The sequence below is a fragment of the Dehalococcoidia bacterium genome, assembly GCA_030018455.1.
Taxonomy (GTDB): Bacteria; Chloroflexota; Dehalococcoidia; order DSTF01; family JALHUB01; genus JASEFU01.
This window is the reverse complement of the sequence record JASEFU010000001.1, coordinates 654,195-672,373: the sequence shown is the minus strand read 5'-3', so window position 1 is coordinate 672,373 and position 18,179 is coordinate 654,195. Positions and strand designations below refer to the sequence as shown.

At 65.0% G+C, this 18,179-nt stretch carries 17 protein-coding genes; 6 read left to right on the top strand and 11 right to left on the bottom strand.

Features of this window, described 5'->3' with window-relative positions; translation table 11 throughout:
* From QME71_03235 to QME71_03215, 5 genes are all read right to left on the bottom strand, one after another.
* Nucleotides 1-1,353 carry an MFS transporter gene (locus QME71_03235; protein ID MDI6857311.1) on the bottom strand — a complete coding sequence of 451 codons (1,353 nt, stop codon included), beginning with the start codon at nucleotides 1,351-1,353 and terminating at the stop codon, nucleotides 1-3.
* Nucleotides 1,354-1,690: 337 nt separating this feature from the next.
* The gene (gene dnaK / locus QME71_03230; GenBank protein ID MDI6857310.1) at nucleotides 1,691-3,580 is read right to left on the bottom strand and encodes a molecular chaperone DnaK; all 1,890 of its coding nucleotides are present in this window, start codon (nucleotides 3,578-3,580) and stop codon (nucleotides 1,691-1,693) included.
* Between the two features lie 316 nt (nucleotides 3,581-3,896).
* The gene (locus QME71_03225; protein ID MDI6857309.1) at nucleotides 3,897-4,502 is read right to left on the bottom strand and encodes a nucleotide exchange factor GrpE; all 606 of its coding nucleotides are present in this window, start codon (nucleotides 4,500-4,502) and stop codon (nucleotides 3,897-3,899) included.
* A gap of 24 nt (nucleotides 4,503-4,526) precedes the next feature.
* Entirely contained in the window at nucleotides 4,527-5,555 is a 1,029-nt protein-coding gene (gene hrcA / locus QME71_03220) for a heat-inducible transcriptional repressor HrcA (GenBank protein ID MDI6857308.1), read from the bottom strand.
* 327 nt (nucleotides 5,556-5,882) lie between these two features.
* Nucleotides 5,883-6,770 (bottom strand): hypothetical protein, encoded by an 888-nt coding sequence (locus tag QME71_03215; protein ID MDI6857307.1) that lies wholly within the window; start codon nucleotides 6,768-6,770, stop codon nucleotides 5,883-5,885.
* 230 nt (nucleotides 6,771-7,000) lie between these two features.
* On the opposite strand from QME71_03215, the gene QME71_03210 reads away from it, so the two are divergent.
* Nucleotides 7,001-7,654 carry an MBL fold metallo-hydrolase gene (locus QME71_03210; GenBank protein ID MDI6857306.1) on the top strand — a complete coding sequence of 218 codons (654 nt, stop codon included), beginning with the start codon at nucleotides 7,001-7,003 and terminating at the stop codon, nucleotides 7,652-7,654.
* 38 nt (nucleotides 7,655-7,692) lie between these two features.
* Here the strand turns inward: QME71_03210 and QME71_03205 are convergent, their stop codons facing one another.
* From QME71_03205 to QME71_03190, 4 genes are all read right to left on the bottom strand, one after another.
* Nucleotides 7,693-8,586 carry a M23 family metallopeptidase gene (locus QME71_03205; protein ID MDI6857305.1) on the bottom strand — a complete coding sequence of 298 codons (894 nt, stop codon included), beginning with the start codon at nucleotides 8,584-8,586 and terminating at the stop codon, nucleotides 7,693-7,695.
* A gap of 544 nt (nucleotides 8,587-9,130) precedes the next feature.
* Nucleotides 9,131-10,411, bottom strand: a complete 1,281-nt coding sequence (gene rho / locus QME71_03200) for a transcription termination factor Rho (protein ID MDI6857304.1) — start codon at nucleotides 10,409-10,411, stop codon at nucleotides 9,131-9,133.
* 139 nt (nucleotides 10,412-10,550) lie between these two features.
* Entirely contained in the window at nucleotides 10,551-11,219 is a 669-nt protein-coding gene (gene fsa / locus QME71_03195; protein MDI6857303.1) for a fructose-6-phosphate aldolase, read from the bottom strand.
* Between the two features lie 91 nt (nucleotides 11,220-11,310).
* Nucleotides 11,311-12,993, bottom strand: coding sequence for a CTP synthase (locus QME71_03190; protein ID MDI6857302.1), 1,683 nt, complete (start codon nucleotides 12,991-12,993; stop codon nucleotides 11,311-11,313).
* A gap of 322 nt (nucleotides 12,994-13,315) precedes the next feature.
* On the opposite strand from QME71_03190, the gene QME71_03185 reads away from it, so the two are divergent.
* The 5 genes from QME71_03185 (at nucleotide 13,316) to QME71_03165 (ending at nucleotide 17,051) form a co-directional block, all read left to right on the top strand.
* Complete coding sequence (locus QME71_03185; protein ID MDI6857301.1) at nucleotides 13,316-13,636, top strand: zinc-ribbon domain containing protein; 321 nt, start codon at nucleotides 13,316-13,318, stop codon at nucleotides 13,634-13,636.
* 78 nt (nucleotides 13,637-13,714) lie between these two features.
* Nucleotides 13,715-14,002, top strand: coding sequence for an RNA-binding protein (locus QME71_03180; GenBank protein ID MDI6857300.1), 288 nt, complete (start codon nucleotides 13,715-13,717; stop codon nucleotides 14,000-14,002).
* A complete protein-coding gene (locus QME71_03175; GenBank protein ID MDI6857299.1) occupies nucleotides 13,938-14,429 on the top strand; it encodes a hypothetical protein in 492 nt (163 codons plus the stop codon). The genes QME71_03180 and QME71_03175 overlap by 65 nt, the downstream gene beginning before the upstream one ends.
* Before the next feature lie 178 nt (nucleotides 14,430-14,607).
* On the top strand, nucleotides 14,608-15,651 hold the full coding sequence (locus QME71_03170; protein ID MDI6857298.1) for a hypothetical protein: 1,044 nt from the start codon (nucleotides 14,608-14,610) through the stop codon (nucleotides 15,649-15,651).
* A gap of 182 nt (nucleotides 15,652-15,833) precedes the next feature.
* A complete protein-coding gene (locus QME71_03165) occupies nucleotides 15,834-17,051 on the top strand; it encodes a DNA replication/repair protein RecF (protein MDI6857297.1) in 1,218 nt (405 codons plus the stop codon).
* Here the strand turns inward: QME71_03165 and QME71_03160 are convergent.
* Nucleotides 17,017-17,952, bottom strand: a complete 936-nt coding sequence (locus tag QME71_03160; protein MDI6857296.1) for a diacylglycerol kinase family lipid kinase — start codon at nucleotides 17,950-17,952, stop codon at nucleotides 17,017-17,019. The two genes, QME71_03165 and QME71_03160, sit on opposite strands and share 35 nt — an antisense overlap.
* A 34-nt stretch (nucleotides 17,953-17,986) precedes the next feature.
* A partial coding sequence (locus QME71_03155; GenBank protein ID MDI6857295.1) for a hypothetical protein occupies nucleotides 17,987-18,179 on the bottom strand: 193 nt, incomplete at its 5' end.

Sequence of the window (18,179 nt, the reverse complement as noted above, 5' to 3'; positions counted from 1 at the left end):
TCACCGTGTCATGCCGCGTTCGGCCAGGGTCTCCGGCGTGACGGTATCCGGCAGACGATAGCCGCGAAAGGAGAAATACGCCGTTAGCGACAGGAGGCCTGCCACCGGCCCGACGAGCCTGATCCCGAGTGGGTCGGCCGTAGTGCTCCCGAGCTCGAGGAGGCCGGCGAGAATGGGCGGATAAAGGGCCGACGCCATCTTTTCGAGGGTGGCCTGTGTCCCGTAGTACATCGCCTCGCGGCGGAGGCCCGTCTTCACGGCATCGTAATCTATGATGTCGGCCATTATCGCGTTGGGGAACGTCTGCATGGCCGTCATCGGCAAGCCAATGAAGGCGGCGAAGATAAAGGTCTGGACGAGGCGGTCGATGCCGGGAACGAAGCCCATGAAGAACAGCCACGGCAGGTACAGCCCGGCGATAAGCATCGCCAGCGAATACGTCCACGCCTTGCCCTTGCGTCGGGAGATGAGGTACATCGGCACGAGGGCAAGCATCAGAACGGTTATCGCGGTCGCCGTCAGGGCAGCGACTATCGCGCCTTCCTCCTCGATCTCCAGCACCGCCGTCGTGAAGAAGGGCAGCACGCCCGTCATCATCGAGATGCCGGCGTTGAACAGGATGTATGTGGGGAGAAAGAAGAGGAACTGGTCATTGGAGAAGGTGGTGCGAAAGGCCTGCATCAATTTCATGCGCGCCGGGGGCACCTCCCGCTTAACGTGCCCCCAGACGCCGGCGAGAGCAACGTAGCGCGAAAGAAGGCCCGTCGCGCCCATGATCAGTCCCATGATGGTGAAACCGAAGGCGTCGATGATCAGGCCGCTAGCGACGAGGCCGATGCCGGCGCCGACCGCCCCGAAAGCGACCTGCCAGGCGACGACGGCGACGCGGTCCTTGCTGGTCACCGCGATTTCAGGCAGTAGGGATTCGAAGGGGCCGCCGGACAGCGTGCTGAAAAGGTGAAAGGTTTCGAGGACCACGAAGAAGTAGACGGCGTTGCGCACGGTGGTCGAGTCGTCAGGCGGCGTCCAGAGGAGGAAGAAGAAGAAGGCGTAGAAGGGCGTGGCGGTGATTACGAAGGGGATGCGCCGTCCCCAACGGCTGCTCGTGCGGTCGCTCCAGTAGCCGATGAGGGGGTCGTCGAAGGCTTCGATGAGGCGGGCGAGGAAGAGCAGCAGGCCGAGCGTGACGCGGGGGACGAGGGTGGGGAGATCGGCGTCGGCAGGCGGGGCATAGAAGTAGATGATCCAGAGGTCTTTGCTGCGGGAGATGACGTTGCCTCCGAGTGAGCCGGAGGCATAGAGCATCTTATTGCGTAGCGGCAGCTCTCTGGCGCTGTCGGGCGTGCTCGCCATGCGAAGATGATATCACGCGGGGGGCGGCATGTCAGAGAACGCGCCGGGGCCAGGGCCTGGCACCGATCCATCTCCCCCCGGCAGGTCGGCCCTCTGTGCCCGACTCGCCCCTTTCGGCGAAGTCGTGGGCTCTCTGAAGGATAACGACGGGCCGGAATTACCGCAGCGTGCTGCGAAAACATGCCCCAACCTGAAGGCTGGGGCACTTGCTCGACGCCGTCCCGAGTCCCCGACCTGCGAGGCGGCGCCATCGACCACACGAGGGTGCAAGAGACGCCGTCCCCTGCCGATGGCCTGGGGCTTTGACAGCAGGTAGAGGTGTCCCCCCAGACCGACTCTAGACCTCTCGGAATTCGCCTTCGACGGTGCCCTCTTCGGGTGGAGGCGCGCCCTCGCCGCCGCCCGGAGGCGTTTCCGCGCCCGCTGCGCCGCCGTACGCCGCCGCGCCGATCTTCTGCATCGCCTCCGATAGCTCGTTCATCGCGCTCCGTATCTGGTCGATGCCACCTGATTGCAGGGCGTTGCGCACCGCCGCCACCTTCCCCTCGACTTCGCTCTTGATGTCGGCGGGGATGCGCTCGGCCTGCTCGCGCAGTATCTTCTCGGCGTTGTAGGCGAGGCTATCGGCCATATTGCGCGTCTCGATCTCATCGCGGCGGCGGCGGTCTTCCTCCGCGTGCAGCTCCGCCTCGCGCTGGAGCCGCTCCACTTCCTCTTTGCTGAGCCCGGAGCCGGCGGTGATCGTAATCTTCTGCTCCTTGCCCGTGGCCTTGTCCTGCGCCGAAACGTTAAGGATGCCGTTGGCGTCGATATCGAACGTCACCTCGATCTGGGGGACGCCGCGCGGTGCCGGCAGTATGCCGTCGAGAACGAACCGCCCCAGCGACTTGTTGTCGGCGGCCATCGCGCGTTCGCCCTGAAGGACGTGAATCTCCACGCTGGGCTGGTTATCGGCGGCGGTGCTGAAGATCTGGCTTTTGCTTGTCGGTATCGTCGTGTTGCGGGGGATGAGCGGCGTCGCCACTCCACCCAGCGTCTCGATGCCGAGCGTAAGCGGCGTGACGTCGAGCAGCAGCACCTCGCGCACTTCGCCCTTCAGCACGCCAGCCTGGATCGCGGCGCCGACGGCGACGACCTCGTCGGGGTTGACGCCCTTGTGCGCCTCCTTGCCGAAGAACTGGCGCACCGTCTCCTGCACGAGCGGCATGCGCGTCTGGCCGCCCACGAGAACGACCTCGTCGACCTGCGCGGCGGTGACGCCGGCGTCGGCGAGGGCCTGGCGGCAGGGCCCGAGCGTCCCCTCGACCAGGTCGCCGACGAGCTGCTCCAGCTTCGAGCGCGTGAGGGTGATGTTCATATGCTTTGGGCCCGACGCATCGGCGGTGATGAAGGGGAGATTGATCTCCGTCTGCATCACCGTGGAGAGCTCCGTCTTCGCCTTCTCCGCCGCCTCCTTGAGCCGCTGCAGCGCCATGCGGTCCTGCTTGAGGTCGATCCCTTGGTCGCGCCGGAACTCCTCGACCAGCCAGTCGATGACGCGCTGGTCGAAGTCGTCGCCGCCGAGGTGTGTGTTACCGTTCGTCGACTTCACCTGGAAGGTGCCTTCGCCGAGTTCGAGGATGGAGATGTCGAAAGTGCCGCCGCCGAGGTCGTAGACGGCGACTATCTCCTCCTCCTTGCGTTCGAGTCCGTAAGCGAGCGATGCCGCCGTGGGCTCGTTGATGATGCGCAGCACTTCGAGCCCGGCGATGCGGCCCGCGTCCTTGGTCGCGGAGCGCTGGCTGTCGTTGAAATAGGCGGGCACGGTGATAACCGCTTCTGTTACAGGCTCGCCCAGGTAGGCCTCGGCGTCCATCTTCAGCTTCTGCAGGATCATGGCCGAGATTTCGGGCGGCGAGTACTCGCGTCCGCCCATGACGACGTGAGCGTCGCCGTTGGAGGCGCGCGAGATTTTGTAGGAGAGCAGCTTCGTGTCGCGCTGCACCTCCGGGTCCTCGAACTTGCGTCCCATGAGGCGTTTTATCGAGTAAATGGTGTTTTCGGGGTTGGTGATTGCCTGGCGCTTGGCCACCTGGCCGACGAGCCGTTCGCCGGACTTGCTGATGGCGACGACGGAGGGGGTGATGCGTCCGCCCTCGCTGTTAGGGATGATCGTGGGTTCGCCGGCCTCGATGACGGCCATGGCGCTATTAGTGGTACCGAGGTCAATTCCTATTACCTTACCCATATCAGGCTCCTCCGTTGAGAGTCATCTTCGATTGATGATTGCCGACGTCGTGGGTGCTAACAATTCTGCGGGCTAAATCCCGCAGCCCCCGTCAAGCATATATCTTCGCCGAAATCTGAAGCTCCCTGGTCTTCAGAGTAGGATTCGACAATTGCCACGTTTTCCGGCCATCCACCGTTTTTCCGTCTGTCTGCAAGCCAACGCTTATCTTCCCACCCACCCGCCCGCTGACCAGTCATGGAAGCGAAGGCAACACCCCTGCCCGCAGCAGGCAAGCCTTCAACCCCGTCAGAGTGTCCCTCCGAACTTCCCCTTCTTATCCTTGTTCGCCCTCGTCCTTGCCCTCCGGACCGGCCCCCGGCTTGCCGCGGCCGACGACGACCATCGCCGGGCGCAGCACGCGGCCGTCAAGCGTATACCCGCGCTGCACCTCCGAGACGATCTTCCCTTCCTCCCCCTCGCCGTACATCACCGCCTCATGCACCCGCGGGTCGAAGTCCTGCCCCTCCGTCTTGATCTCGCTGACGCCCGCCGCCTCGAGCACGGCCTGAAATTTGCGGTAGATGAGGCGGATGCCGTCGACCCAGGTCAGGCCGGCCAGGTGCGTGTCGACGCTGAGGAGCGCGCGCTCGAGGTCGTCAAGAATGGGCAGGATGTTGATGATGAGGGCGGCGTTCGCCAGGCGCGCCACCTCGTCGCGCTCCTGTTCGACGCGACGCTTATAGTTCTGGAAGTCGGCGGCGGCCCGCTGCCAGTTCGCGAGGTAGGCTTCTGCCTTCTTGCGCTCTTCCTCCAGGCCGGTGCGCAGGGCCTCGACATCCTCCGTCTCCGCGGGGCGCTCCTCCGCCTTCTTCTTGCCGCCGCTGGAACTGCGCTTATCGACTATCTCCGGCTGTTCGTTCTCCTTCTCCTGTTCAGACATCCATGCCCCCAGCTCTTTCGATAATTATGATAAGTACGCCATTTGCTCACCGACCACCTCCGAAAGGAAGCGGAGGGTGGGTATGATGCGCGAATACCGCATCCTGGTAGGGCCGAGCACGGCAAGGGCGCCGCTGGCGCTTCCCGGATCGCCGTATCCGGTGAGGATGATGCTGCAACGTCTGAGCGCATCCTGCTCGTTTTCGCCGCCGATCACCATGGCGATGTCCTGCCCCGCCAACCGCTTGAACGGGATCGCCTTGGGGAGGTTCTCCTCCTGCAGGTTTGCCAGCAGCTCCAGCACCACGTCCATCGCGGCGAACTCCGGCTGCCGGAAGACGTGCAATATCCCGTCGAGGTAGGCCGCGTCGAACAGGGCCTCGTCCTCGGCCGCCATGATGTCGGCGACCGCGTCCATGACCTGCCTCTCGGCCGGCGACAGCGCGACGTTCCGGCCAACGACCTCCGGGTACGTGAGCCGCCCGAAGAGGTCGCTCAGGCGCGCGGCGAGAACCGAGGCCTCTTCCTGCGTCATCGGCTCCGTGAAGGTGAGGACGTGCTGCTTCACCCAGGCGCCGCTGAACACGACGATGAGCAGCGCCCGTCCGTGGTCGAGGACGACGATCTCCAGGTGCTGCAACTCGCAGCGCGGGGGCCGCGGCACCGTGGCCACGGCGGCGTTGCGCACGCTCTCCGCCAGCACGGCGACCGCAAGCCGCAGCCATTCGTCGAACGGGCCGCTGAACTGCCGAACGTCAACCAGACGCTGACGGAGAGAGTACTTGAAGACGCCGTCCAGCTCTTCCTCCTCCATCAGGTACTCGACGTAGTAACGGTACCCCCTGTCGGAAGGGATGCGTCCGGCGGAAGTGTGCGGATGGGTGATATAGCCTTCGTCCTCGAGCCGCGCCATCTCGTTGCGCACGGTGGCCGGAGACACGGGAAGGTTGTACTTGCGGACTATCGTCTCGGAGCCGACCGGCACAGCCGTATCGATGTACTCCCCGACGATGCAACGTAAGATCTGCGCTGTCCTTTCAGCCAGCATCGTCATGTTACCTGTCGTACACAAGGCAGCCGTCGTGACCGATGGAGAGCAGATGTCCCCTGCGCTCTTCGGGCCGCCGAAAAACCATGCAACCGAAACCCGCCAGTCTCCGCGCGTTACGCATGCGAGACCGGAAGCAGAGGTTGCAGTCCTCTTTCACTTCCCGATTAGCACTCTAAAGTGGAGAGTGCTAACCAATTCTCAGTTAACCACGAGCCCAATGCGATGTCAAGCGCTGACGCGATATGGTACCACGCTCCCGCGACTCTCTAGCGAGCAAGAGGGCCGCCCGCAAGGACGGCCCTTCAAGCGCAAGCTGGATTGGACGACTGATTAACGAACCAGCCTTCTGATCGCCAGGAGCCCGCCGATCCCTCCCACAAGAATCAGTAGCCCGCCGATCGCGAAAACGGGTGCCCACGTCACGCCCGTGCCACCATCACCGCCGGCAACCGGGATCTGCGCAACGGGCACGCGGGTGAAAGCGAGATTGATATCTCTCTCAAAGGCAAGGGGATACCAGATTGCTCTGCCCATCGCCTCGGCAGCGATCTCCCCTGTTCTCTTATCTACCAGCTTAAAGGACACTTCTTGCCCATCCGTCGCACATCCCGCCTTGATCTCAGCGGAATAGACTACTACATGGTAGCCGAAGGGGGAGCCCGCCCCTTGCCACGGGTTCAACTGGTAGCCGCAATCCAAGCCGTTCACATACGGCACGACCTGGGGGTCATTCAGATCGGTTGTGGCGGGGTCCACAGAGGCTGTCCCAAAGAACTGCGCAAACGGCGGCCCAACCGTCAACACCAACTGGGTCGTCTGGCCGGAACGCCAGATTCCAGACTCGTTCGCCGTGCGGTCTCCGATGAGGAATGTCACTGTGGCGCCTTCGTACCCACAGCCTGCCCTGTCGTCTGCCGACGCAACTTCAACTTCGTAGACGGATCCGTATGCGCCGGGCGGAACAAACCGCCGTGCCTCACCACAGACCACGTCGCCTATCTTCGCGAATACCGGTTCATCCGAGAGCCTAGCGTTGACCCAAGCGTTCCCAAGAAAGGTGGCCGTCGGCTGCGCCGTGGGAAGCGGCGCGATCGTGGGCAGGTTCTCAGCCGGAGTCTCCGGCACCGTGGAAACAGGCTCCGGCGTCTGAGCCTCCGCAACACTGAGCACAACCAGCGCCGCAGCCACGGCGCACGCTGCCAGCATAAATCGTTTCATTAATCGCCTCCTTGCTGGCATTGCGCCACCTCTATCTGATTTGCTGGAGAAGGTGTTCATAAGGGACCTGCCCAGAGCCTTCCCGCTCGCCGCTGAACCCTACCCAGTCTATGCCGGTCCAGTTGTAATACTCGACGCAACTCTCGCGACAAGAATAAGCGTGCCGGTGGGTCTGTCAACCCCCGTCGCAGGGGCTGCCTGAAGAGGAAAGGGATGCTATACTGCGTCCGATGGAACTCATATGGCTTGGCCTCTCCTGCTTCCGTATTCGCGGCAGAGAGGCCGCAATTCTGACTGACCCCTTCCCCAAGACCGGCGGTTTGTCGATGGGCCGCCCCGCAGCCGATATCGTCACCGTTAGCTGCGCCCACCCCGATCATAGCTACGTGGGCGGCGTCAGCGGTTCCCCGCTCGTGATCTGGGGCCCCGGGGAGTACGAGAGCGCGGGCATCCTGATTACGGGGATCGCGACGAACTCCGCTAAGGGACGCGGCAAGGACGGCAAGAACACCGCCTACGTCATCGAGCTCGAGGGGATGCGCGTCTGCCACCTGGGACGGCTGGCGCAGGTCCCCAGCGCAGAGCAGGCGGAGACGATGAGCAACGTCGACCTCCTGCTTGTCCCCATCGGCGGGCAGGGCGGTCTCGACGCGGCGACCGCTGCCGAGACGGTGAGCCTCCTCGAGCCGCGGATGATCGTGCCCATGCACTACGCGATGCCCGGCTCCGACCTCAAGCTCGACGGAGTAGACCGTTTCCTGCGCGAGATGGGGGCGTCCCCCTCCGAGCTTCAGCCGCGGCTAACCGTTACCCACGCGACGCTTCCCGCCGAATCGGAGATAGTGCTCCTCGACCACACGGCGCCGCGAAAAACCCCAAAGTAGCACAGGCGACAGGAGACTACGCTACGGACGGGCTGCCCCTAAGGGAGGTAGTTCAGCGGGTTAACGTGGACTCCGTTGAGGTGGACCTCGAAGTGCAGGTGATAACCGGTGGTGTAGCCGGTGAGGCCGACGTAGCCGACAATCTGCCCCTGCTCGACCCACTGCCCCTGGTACACGGCGATCGAACCCAGGTGGGCGTATAGCGTCTCGAAGCCGTTCCCGTGGTTCACTATTACGTAGAGGCCGTAGGAGCAGCAGGCGTTCCCGCCCGCAAAGGTGACGGTGCCCGACGCGGCGGCGTAGATAGGCGCGCCTCCACGCCCGAACATATCGATGTCGATGCCCAGGGGGTGCGACGGCCCGAAGTAGCTGGATATGTTGCCGGTGGTCGGCCAGATGAAGCCGGTGGACGACGGCCCTCTCGCGGGCGGGATCGTCGGGGGTGGGCTCGCCGGCGGGCTCGTCGGCCCCGGCGACGGTAGTATGGGAGCGGGCGGCGGGACTTCCACGACCGGTGTCTCCGCCGGCGCAGGCAACACGCCGTTAGGCACGAACAGCGTCTGGTTCTCAACGATGCCGTCCGGCCCGCTCAGCCCGTTAGCAGGGAAGGCAACGATGTCGTCGACAGTTACGCCGAAGCGCTCGGCGATGTCGCTCAGGGTGTCTCCCAGCCTGACCTCGTAGATCAGGCCATCGCTGGTGGGTATTCGCAGCTGCTGCCCGACGGTAAGGACGTCGGCGTTCTCGAGGTCAAGGTTGTTCCAGAGGATGGAAGCGGGCGCCAGACCAAAGCGGGACGCCAGGGCGCCGACGGAATCTCCTTCCTGCACGGTGTAGACGAAGAACGGCGGCTTAGGAGCGGGCAAGGGGGCCGCGGCCGCGAAGAGCATGTCCTCTTCTTGCTGCGCCGGCAGGGTGGGCACCGGCGCCACTGTCGGCAAGGGTTCTTCACCGCGGATGCCCCGTTCCGTGTACGGCAGCATAGGCGAGCGCAGCACCGAGTGCTCGGGCGGGATGATAGCCGCCGCCACTCCCGGCAGAGAAAGCGAAACGGGGGAAGAAAAGCGGTGTTTAGCGAGATCGATGCGCCCGGCGAGAAAAGAGGTGAAGAGTACGGCGATGAAAGCTGCGATGAGGACGGTTAAGTGGAAGCCTGCCCTGTGTTTTCCACAGAAGGCGGCAGTGGCGGGAGAGGTCTGTCCCTGGTCTCCGGTACACGTCCCTGATCGTTTTCTACGACCCGGGTAGCGTGGGCTGAGCGTGCCTCTAATGCTCCCTGCCTCCTACTCGGTCGTGGCCGCCGAAAAACCTTTGCTATTCTACACCACGTTGTCAAGACGGCGACAAGCCGATTTGCGCGCATTTTAGCCGCCATTCTCTTATAAGTCTAGGGGTTTTCGACACGAAAATGTAATTTTTGCGGCAGTTGTTGCCCGCGCGCGGTCTTTCGGAAGGAACGAGAGGAATAAGAGAACGCTACATCTCTTGCTTGAGGGTGGCCAGGAACTCCGCGTTATTCCGCGTCTTGGCCAGTCTCTCGAGCAGCCGCTCGGTAGCCTCAGTGGGGTTGGGCGCGTTGGCGCCGATCATCGCCGTCATCCTGCGGACGAGCCACACCTGGCGCAGCGTCTCCTCGTCCAGCAGCAGTTCTTCGCGACGGGTGCCGCTGCGCAGGATGTCGATGGCGGGCCAGATTCGCCGCTCGGCGAGGCGCCGGTCGAGGTGGATCTCCATGTTGCCCGTGCCCTTGAACTCCTCGTAGATCACCTCGTCCATGCGGCTGCCGGTGTCGACGAGACACGTGCCGATGATGGTGAGGCTGCCGCTTTCTTCCGTGTTGCGGGCGGCGCCGAAGAAGCGCTTGGGCGGGTGCAGGGCAATGGGGTCGATGCCGCCAGAGAGGGTGCGGCCGCTCGTGGGCATCGCCAGGTTGTAGGCGCGGGTGAGGCGCGTGATGCTATCGAGCAAGATCACGACGTCTTTGCCGCACTCCACGAGCCGCTTGGCGCGGTCGAGTCCTAGCTCGGCGACGCGCACGTGGTCCTCCACGGGCTCGTCGAACGTGGAACTTATGACCTCCCCCTGGACGGAGCGTCGCATGTCTGTCACCTCTTCCGGCCGCTCACCGATGAGGAGGACCATGAGGTGGACGTCGCTGGCGTTCGTTGTCACGCCGTTAGCGATCGCCTTTAGGAGGAAGGTCTTGCCGGCCTTGGGCGGCGAGACGATGAGCCCGCGCTGTCCCCTTCCAATCGGCGCCACGAGGTTGATGACGCGCTGCGAGAGCTGATTAGGCGCCGTCTCTAGGTTCAGCATTCGGTTGGGGAAGATGGCGGTCAGGTTCTCGAAGTAGGGCCGGTTCTTGGCCACCTCCGGGTCGAGCCCGTTCACCGCCTCCACGCGCAGCAGCCCGTAGTAGCGCTCGCTGTCTTTGGGCGGCCGCACCTGGCCGGTGACGTAATCGCCGGTGCGCAGGGCAAAGCGGCGGATCTGCGACTGCGAGACGTAAACGTCGTTCAGGCCGGGAAGAAGGCTTTCGCCGCGCAGAAAGCCGTAGCCGTCATCCACGACCTCGAGGACGCCGCCGCTGAATATATTCCCCTCTCGTTCCGTCTGCGCCTGCAGCAGGCGGAAGATGAGGTCTTGTTTCTTGAGTGTGCTGTAGCCGGAGATACCCAGCTCCTTCGCGATGTCCATGAGGTCCTCGCGGGTCTTCGTCTCCAACTCAGCGATATTCAGTCCATTGGCTGGACCCATCTTGATAGTCCTCTATTCTTTAAGATTGTCAGGGATTGGGGATTCGGTAACTGGTGCAGGGAGATAAGGCACTTCAGTCCGCGGTTCGACTATATATTACACCAGCACCGGATTTGCAACAACTACATCTGCCACAAATTCAGTTTTCCCGCCGCGCCTCCGACTTCGAATAGCGCCGTGCGTCGGCCAGAAAGCGCTCTATCCCGGCGTCCGTCAGCGGGTGCTTCAGCATCGCCTTGAACACCTGGTAGGGCACGGTGGCGATGGGCGCCCCGCACCTGGCGGCGGCGACAACGTGCCTGGGGTGGCGCAGGCTGGCGGCGATCACCTGAGACGGAAGCCGGTAGCGGTCAATTATCTCCACCGCGTCGCGGACCACCTCCATGCCGTCGTGGCCGGCGTCGTCGAGGCGCCCGACGAACGGGCTCACGTAGGCCGCGCCGGCGAGAGCGGCCAGGAGCGCCTGGTTGGCGGAGAAGACGAGCGTCATATTCACCTTCACGCCTTCGCGCGCGAGCTTCGACGTGGCTTCGAGGCCGGCGGCATCGATCGGGATCTTCACCACCACGTTGGGATGCCAGGACGCGACCTCCTTCGCCTCAGCAATCAGGCCAGGGACATCGCGGGAAAGGCATTCGGCGGAGACGGGGCCGTTCACGACCTCGCATATCTCCACCACCCTGTCTCTATAGTCGACCCCCTCTTCCTTGGCCATGAGGGTGGGGTTGGTGGTGACACCGGAGATAACGCCGAGCCGCGCCGCTTCGCGTATCTCGTCGATATTGGCCGTGTCGAGGAACAGACGCACTCGCTTCTCCCAAGTTCCGGACTAAGGCTCTCTTCTCACGATTCTAATCGGTTTGCCGGGTGAATGTACACGTTGCGCCGACGTTACGACCCTACGGGCCATTCGGATGGTCGCTCACGCTCTCTCTGACCGGCGCATCGGCGGCCGCTCTCATGCCGAGGAGCGAAGCGTGCGCCAGCGAGCGCTCCTTGACCGCGGCCATGAACTCGCGGAACAGCGGGTGCGGACGGTCGGGCCGGGAGCGGAACTCGGGGTGGAACTGGGTGCCCACCATGAACGGGTGGTCCCTGATCTCGCATATCTCGACCAGCGAGCCGTCGGGCGAGAGTCCGCTGGCGACGAGCCCGACCCCCTCCAGCGCTTCGCGGAAGGCGTTGTTGAACTCGTAGCGGTGGCGGTGCCGCTCCTTCACCTCGTCGACGGCGTAGGCGGCATGCGCTTTCGTGCCCAGCACCAGGCGGCAGGGGTAGACGCCGAGCCGCATCGTGCCGCCTTTCTGACGCACGCCCTCCTGCTCCTCGAGCAGACTGATCACGGGATAGGGCGTGTCGGCGTCGAACTCGGTCGAGTTGGGCAGGTCGCAGCCGAAGGCGAGGCGCGCCGCCTCCACCACCATCACCTGCATCCCCAGGCAAAGCCCCAGATAGGGCACGCCCTGCTCGCGGGCGAAGCGCGCCGCCTTTATCTTCCCCTCGATGCCGCGCTCCCCGAAGCCTCCCGGCACAATGATGCCCTGCACCCGCTGCAACGCCGACTCCCCGTCCGGCTCCTCCAGCGATTGCGAATGAATCCACTCGATGTCGACGGCCACGTCATAGTATATGCCGGCGTGGATGAGCGACTCCTTGACGGAGAGATACGCGTCGGGCAGCTCCGTGTACTTCCCGACGATGCCCACCCGCACGCGCCCGCTCGGGTGAAGCAAGCGCTCCACCAGCTGTCGCCAGCCGGAGAGGTCGCGCGAGCCGGCGGGCAGGCGGAGGCGCTCGATAATGAGGTCGCCCAGGCCCGCCTCCTCGAGGACGAGCGGCACCTGGTAGATGCTCGGCATGGTGCGCAGAGGGATCACGGCGCGCTTCTCCACGTCGCAGAACAGCGCGACCTTATCTTTGATCTCCTGGGTCACCGGATAATCGCTGCGGCAGACGATGATGTCGGGCTGGATGCCCACGCTCCGCAGCTCGCGGACGCTGTGCTGCGTGGGCTTGGTCTTGATTTCGCCGGTGGAGCCGATGTGAGGGAGCAGCGTGACGTGTATCGAGAGTATGGCGTCGCGCGGCTCCTCGTTGCGCATCTGGCGTATCGCTTCCAGGAACGGCTGCCCCTCGATGTCGCCCACGGTGCCGCCGACCTCGACGATGACCACGTCGGCGCCGCTCACCTCCGCCACTTCGCGGATGCGCGCCTTGATCTCGCCCGTGATGTGGGGGATGGCCTGGATAGTGCCGCCGAGGAAATCGCCGCGCCGCTCCTTCTGGATGACCGCTTGGTAGATCTGCCCCGTCGTCACCGAGCTGCGGCCCGTCAGGTCTTCGTCGATGAAGCGCTCGTAGTGGCCGAGGTCGAGGTCGGTCTCGGCGCCGTCGCCGGTGACGAAGACCTCGCCGTGCTGGTAGGGCGACATGGTGCCGGGGTCGACGTTGAGGTAGGGGTCGAGCTTCTGGATTGAGACGGAGATGTTGCGGCTCTTGAGAAGGCGACCGATGGCGGCTGTGGTTATTCCCTTGCCGACGGAGCTTACGACACCGCCGGTGACGAATATGTATTTGGCCATCTAAAGACTCAGCGACGCCGGGAGGCGCCGCCCACCGAGTATCTTACTGGAGGGCACCGACAGTGTCAACTTTTCCCGCGGGAGACGACGGCGCGGGTGCCCGTGGATTCGGGGTTGCGCGGCAGGGGCATCAGGGCGGCCAGATGCGTCCCCACACCCGGACGCAGGGGGAGCCCTGGAGAATCGCCAACACGAGTGACAAAGGTCGCAGGGTGTGATATACTACGTGCAAGTTAGTGTCCTGTCCTCGAACTGCCAGTACAGAGCCTTCGTTCTCTCTCGCACTCGACGACAAGGAGCAGCAAATAAAGGAGGTCGTCGAGTGTCCTACACCGACAAAACCCTAACCTGCGTGGACTGCGGAGCCGAGTTCATTTTCTCCGTAGAAGACCAGGAGTACCATGCCCGCAGCGGGTTCACCAACGAGCCCAAGCGCTGCGCCACCTGCCGCGCCGCCAGGAAGATGGAGCGCGGAGGGGGCTGGGGCGGCGGTTACGGAGCATCCCCGCGAAGGATGTACACCACCGTCTGCGCGCAGTGCGGCCGCACCGCCGAGGTGCCCTTCGAGCCCCGCGGCGATAGGGCCGTCTACTGTCGCGACTGCTTCGCTCAGCGCTCGCCCGCCCGAAGCCGCTACTGGTAACGACTGGTAGCGAAGTCTCCAGTAAGGGGGCAGGGACGCCGTCGCCGCTGGCGAAGGCGCCCGGAAAGGAGGAGCGAACTGACTACTCTCTTCGTCGGAAACTTGTCCCCTGAAACCACCGAAAGCGACCTGCACGCCACGTTCGCGGCATTCGGAAGGATTACATCCCTCCGCGTTGCCCGCAGCCGCGGCGGCAGGTCGCGTGGTTTTGCTTTCGTCGAGCTCGAGGATGAAGCCGCGCGGGCAGCGATGGAGGCCCTCAAGGGGGCCGGTCTCAAAGGCCGGACGATGGACGTCGCTGTTGATACGTCCTCCGGCCATCAGGGGCGGCATCCGCGGCGGACAGGCTTTCGGCGCCGTCGCTGACAGCGGCCGCCGGACACTCTCGCGACAGGAGGACCCTACGAGGCTCGGACACCGAAGGCCCGGCACGTCAATCGCCTTCATAGACGCGCCTACGGGCGAAGTCATCCTCAATATCGGCATCGATGAGGACGGGGGTTCGCGTGTCTTTTTCCACCTCTACGATTCTGCCGGCCGGCCCGTTGCCGACTCCGGCAACGCCGTGCCTTTCCCCGATGGTCTGACCGTCTGCTGTTCCCACGGCGAACTCTTGCTCAAGCTCCCCGCCGACCTTGACGGACACATCTGCTACCGGCTCTATACAAGCGGCGGCGACTTGCTCGGCCAGTCCGACGGCATTCACACGACGGTCGGCCCCCGCCTCAAGATGGAGGCACGCGCCTGGTGCGGGCAGGTGCGCCCGCCGCCGCGGCAGCGACGCCGGCCCTGAAACGCTGCTGTCGCCTATCTTGGGCCGATTTCCCGCCCCCACCATCGTTCAAGACGCTGCGGTATAATGATCGCTGTTCTCGAATAGGGGTAAGCCCTCTCTTCGATGTGGCACCTCTCCTGCCGATATAACGTATGAGGCCGTCTTCCCACGGCCCCACTGTCATCATGGAAGCGGGATGAAGCAGAAGAAGTCACCGGAGACCAGAGGCGGGCCGGAAAAGGACTTCCCGAAAAGCCCACACAAAGCGCGACGCAAACGAGGCATCCCTTTGCCTCCGCCGCTCGAGCGCCTGTGGCAGGCCGTCGCCGGGCCGCCGAAGCCGCAAAAGACCGCGGGCCGGGCGCGCGCCCGACCTTCGACCTCCGAAGAAGAGGTAGCATATATGCCGGAGAAGACGCAGATACCACCGGAACGGCCGGAGGAGCCCGTTCCGTCAGAGGAGACGCCGGGCGAGGAACGCCGTGAACCCGCAAGAGAAGCAGCCCGCCGGGCAGCAGAGATCCTGGCACAGGCCCTTTCGGAGGCGGAAACTCTGCTTGGGGGCGCTCCCCCGGAACAGCCGGCGCCGACCCCCGCCGGCGTCGCCGCCCCCGCTCAGGGGCCTTCGTTTGAGGAAATCAATCAGCTTATACGCACCCTCACCGAGCACTTCGACCGCGCCCTCGACCGCCTAACGGAGGAACGGCGCACGCTTATCGACGAGGTCCAGTCGGGCTCCCGCGCCCTCAAAGACTACATCGAGCGGGCGCAGGACCGGATGGACGACGACAGGCGTCACTTGAGCGAACAGGTGAGCTCGCTGGCGCGGGCAAACGAGCGGCTGGAAAAGCGCCTGGAAGAGCTGGCGGCCTCGGTCGAAAAGCTTCGGACGACGCCGCTGCCCGGCAAGCCGGCGGAAGAGGCGCCGCCGCCCGCGGAGAGGGAACCGGAGTTCTCGCCCGGAGAGGCGCCCCTCACCCTGGCGATCTCCGCTGTCCCCGGCTTCCAGGGGCTGATGGAGGCGCAACGGGCGCTGATGCGGTTGCCGTCGGTCGAAGGGGCATCCGTAGAGCGCTACTTCGACGGCGAAGCTCGCATCGTGCTCACCCTCCGGGAGCCGGTAACCGCGCGCGAGCTGGTCGATACCCTCTCGCAGGCGACGGGACAGCAAGCGGAGATAGAGGAATCACGCCCCGACGCCCTGCGGCTGCGGGTGCGCTTCGCCGCGGCAGCGCCGTAGGCCTGTTCTCCCAGGCGGGCAAGATGCCCGCCCTATGGTAACGACCCCGTGGGCTCGACGCCCGTCCCATTTGCGGCGGTGCCCGCCCACAACCGTTTCCCCGCGGCGCGCGACCCCTATCCCCTCGCTCCCGCTTCCGCTACACTCGAAGGTGACTCCACCGCCGCCGGAGCCTTGCCGCTATGCGCATCTCCCATCTGAGCCTCAGCGACTTCCGCAACTACAGCCGCCTCGACCTCTCGCTGCCGGCGGGACGCCTGCTCTTCCTCGGAGACAACGCCCAGGGCAAGACAAACCTCCTCGAAGCCGTCCATCTCCTGTCGACCATGCGCTCGCTGCGCGTGTCAACGGACGTGGAACTCATCCGCTGGGAAGCGCTCGACGGCCCGATTCCCGTCGCCCGCCTCGTCGCCGATGCCGAGACGTCCTCGGGCCCCGTCCGCGTCGAGATGATTATCGAGGGACAGCAGACGGCGTCCGCGACGGACGATCGCGCGCGGGCGGCGAAGAAAGTACGGGTGAACGGCACCCCTAGGCGGCTGTCGGGGGCGATGGGGCGCATCAAGGCCGTCCTCTTCACCTCACCGGACATCGACCTCGTGGGCGGGCCGCCCGCCCTGCGCCGTCGCTACCTCGACGTGGCGCTCTCGCAGGTCGACGAAGCCTATCTCGGCGCCCTCCAGCAGTATGGCAAGGTCCTGACGCAGCGGAACGCATTGTTGCACCGCGTCCAGTCCGCCCTAGCAGGCAGGGACGAGCTTGCCTTCTGGGACGTCCGCTTCGCCGACCTGGCCGCCGCCATCGTCAGCAGGCGCGCCCGCGCCGTCGCGCTCCTTTCCGGCTATGCGGGGGAGACGCACGCCTTCCTGAGCGACGCCCGTGAAGAGCTCATGGTGGCGTACCGACCGCGCGGCGGCAGAGAATGGGACGGCGCCGACCTCAGCGACGCCGAGGAACGCGACATCGCCGCCGGCCTCGTCGAAACGCTGAACCGCAACCGCGAGCGCGAAGTCGCGGCCGCCGCATCGCTGTGGGGGCCGCACCGCGACGACGTTGCCCTCACGCTGAACGGCCGGCCCGCCGTCGCTTTCGCCTCGCGGGCGCAGGCGCGCACCATCGCCCTCGCGCTCCGCCTCGCCGAGGCCCGCCTGCTGCTCGAACGCTCCGGAGAGCACCCCGTGCTGCTCCTCGACGACATCCTCTCGGAGATGGACGCGCGGCGGCGGACAAGCGTCCTGGAGGCGGCCGGCGGCTTCGACCAGGTGTGGATCACCTCTGCCGAGCAAGGGGAGATCGAACGGATTGCGGTGGGAGCGACAGTCTTCGTGGTGGAAGACGGTCGGGTGCGAAGGCTGGAGCAGGCCTTCAGGGGAGCGCCTGCTGGAACAGCGGACTCTTGACGCCCGCGGGGACGACGACCGCGAGGGCCGCGGGCGCGACGGACATCGTGAGGGGTGCCAGCCCCACGAAATCGCCGTCGACCTGCACGGGTAGCGCGCAGGGCTCGGCAAGTTCGATATCTTTCGCCCTCATATAGACGACGCCGGGCGCCCTTTCGTGCGCACGGGCCAATATCCGCAGCCCGTGCACGAACATCCGCCGGACGCCGTGGCCCTGGAAGACGTACACGTCGAGCAGCCCGTCATCGGCGCATGCCTGACGGGCCACGTTCACCACGCCGCCGTACGAGCGCGTATTGCCGGCCAGCAGCCAGTTGAGCTCTGCTTCCAGTGGAGAGCCGTCGATAGCGAGAGTGGTGCGGGTGCTGCGGTAGCGCAACGCCTCCCGGAGGCCGTGCACAACGTAGGCGGCCGCGCCCAGCCGGCGCTTCAGCCGCTCGGGCACAATGCCTACGATATGCCCATCGAGCCCGACGCCGGCCATGAGCAGGAAGTAGCGCTCGCCCCCGGAGTGGAACCGCACGCGGCCGAGGTCGACCCTTCGTACCTCCCCTTCGGCGAGCAGACGCACGGCGCGCAGGGGATTCCGCGGAATTCTGACTTCCTTGGCCCAGACGTTGGCAGTGCCGCCGGGGATGACGGCAAGCGCGCTGGCTGAACCGGCAAGGCCGTTCGTCACTTCGTTGACGGTGCCGTCGCCGCCGCAGGCGACGACGATTTCTGTACCCTCCTCCGCTGCCCGGCGGGCCAGCGAGATCGCGTGCCCGCGCTCCTCTGTAAGCGTGAGCGCCGCGTCCCACTCCTCCTGTTCGAGCCAACGAAGACACGCTTGCAGCTTCTCAACCGAAGGGGCGCCTCTGGCAGTGGGGTTAAAGATGAGAAGGCAACGCTTGTTCCTCATGCGCCTCCGACACGTTCTCGCGGGTCGCGGCCTGTCAAGGAGCGTGCGGACCGGGGTGGCCCAGCCTGAAAAGCGGCTCCAGGTCCGCCTCGTAGCCGACGACGATAAGGATGTCATCCTTCTGAACCGTAGCGGAACTGCTCGGACCCAGCACCAGGTCGCCGGTCGACCGCTGTATCGCCAGCACCACCGCCTCGCTCGACGCCGGCACAAGCTCCTCGACGCTC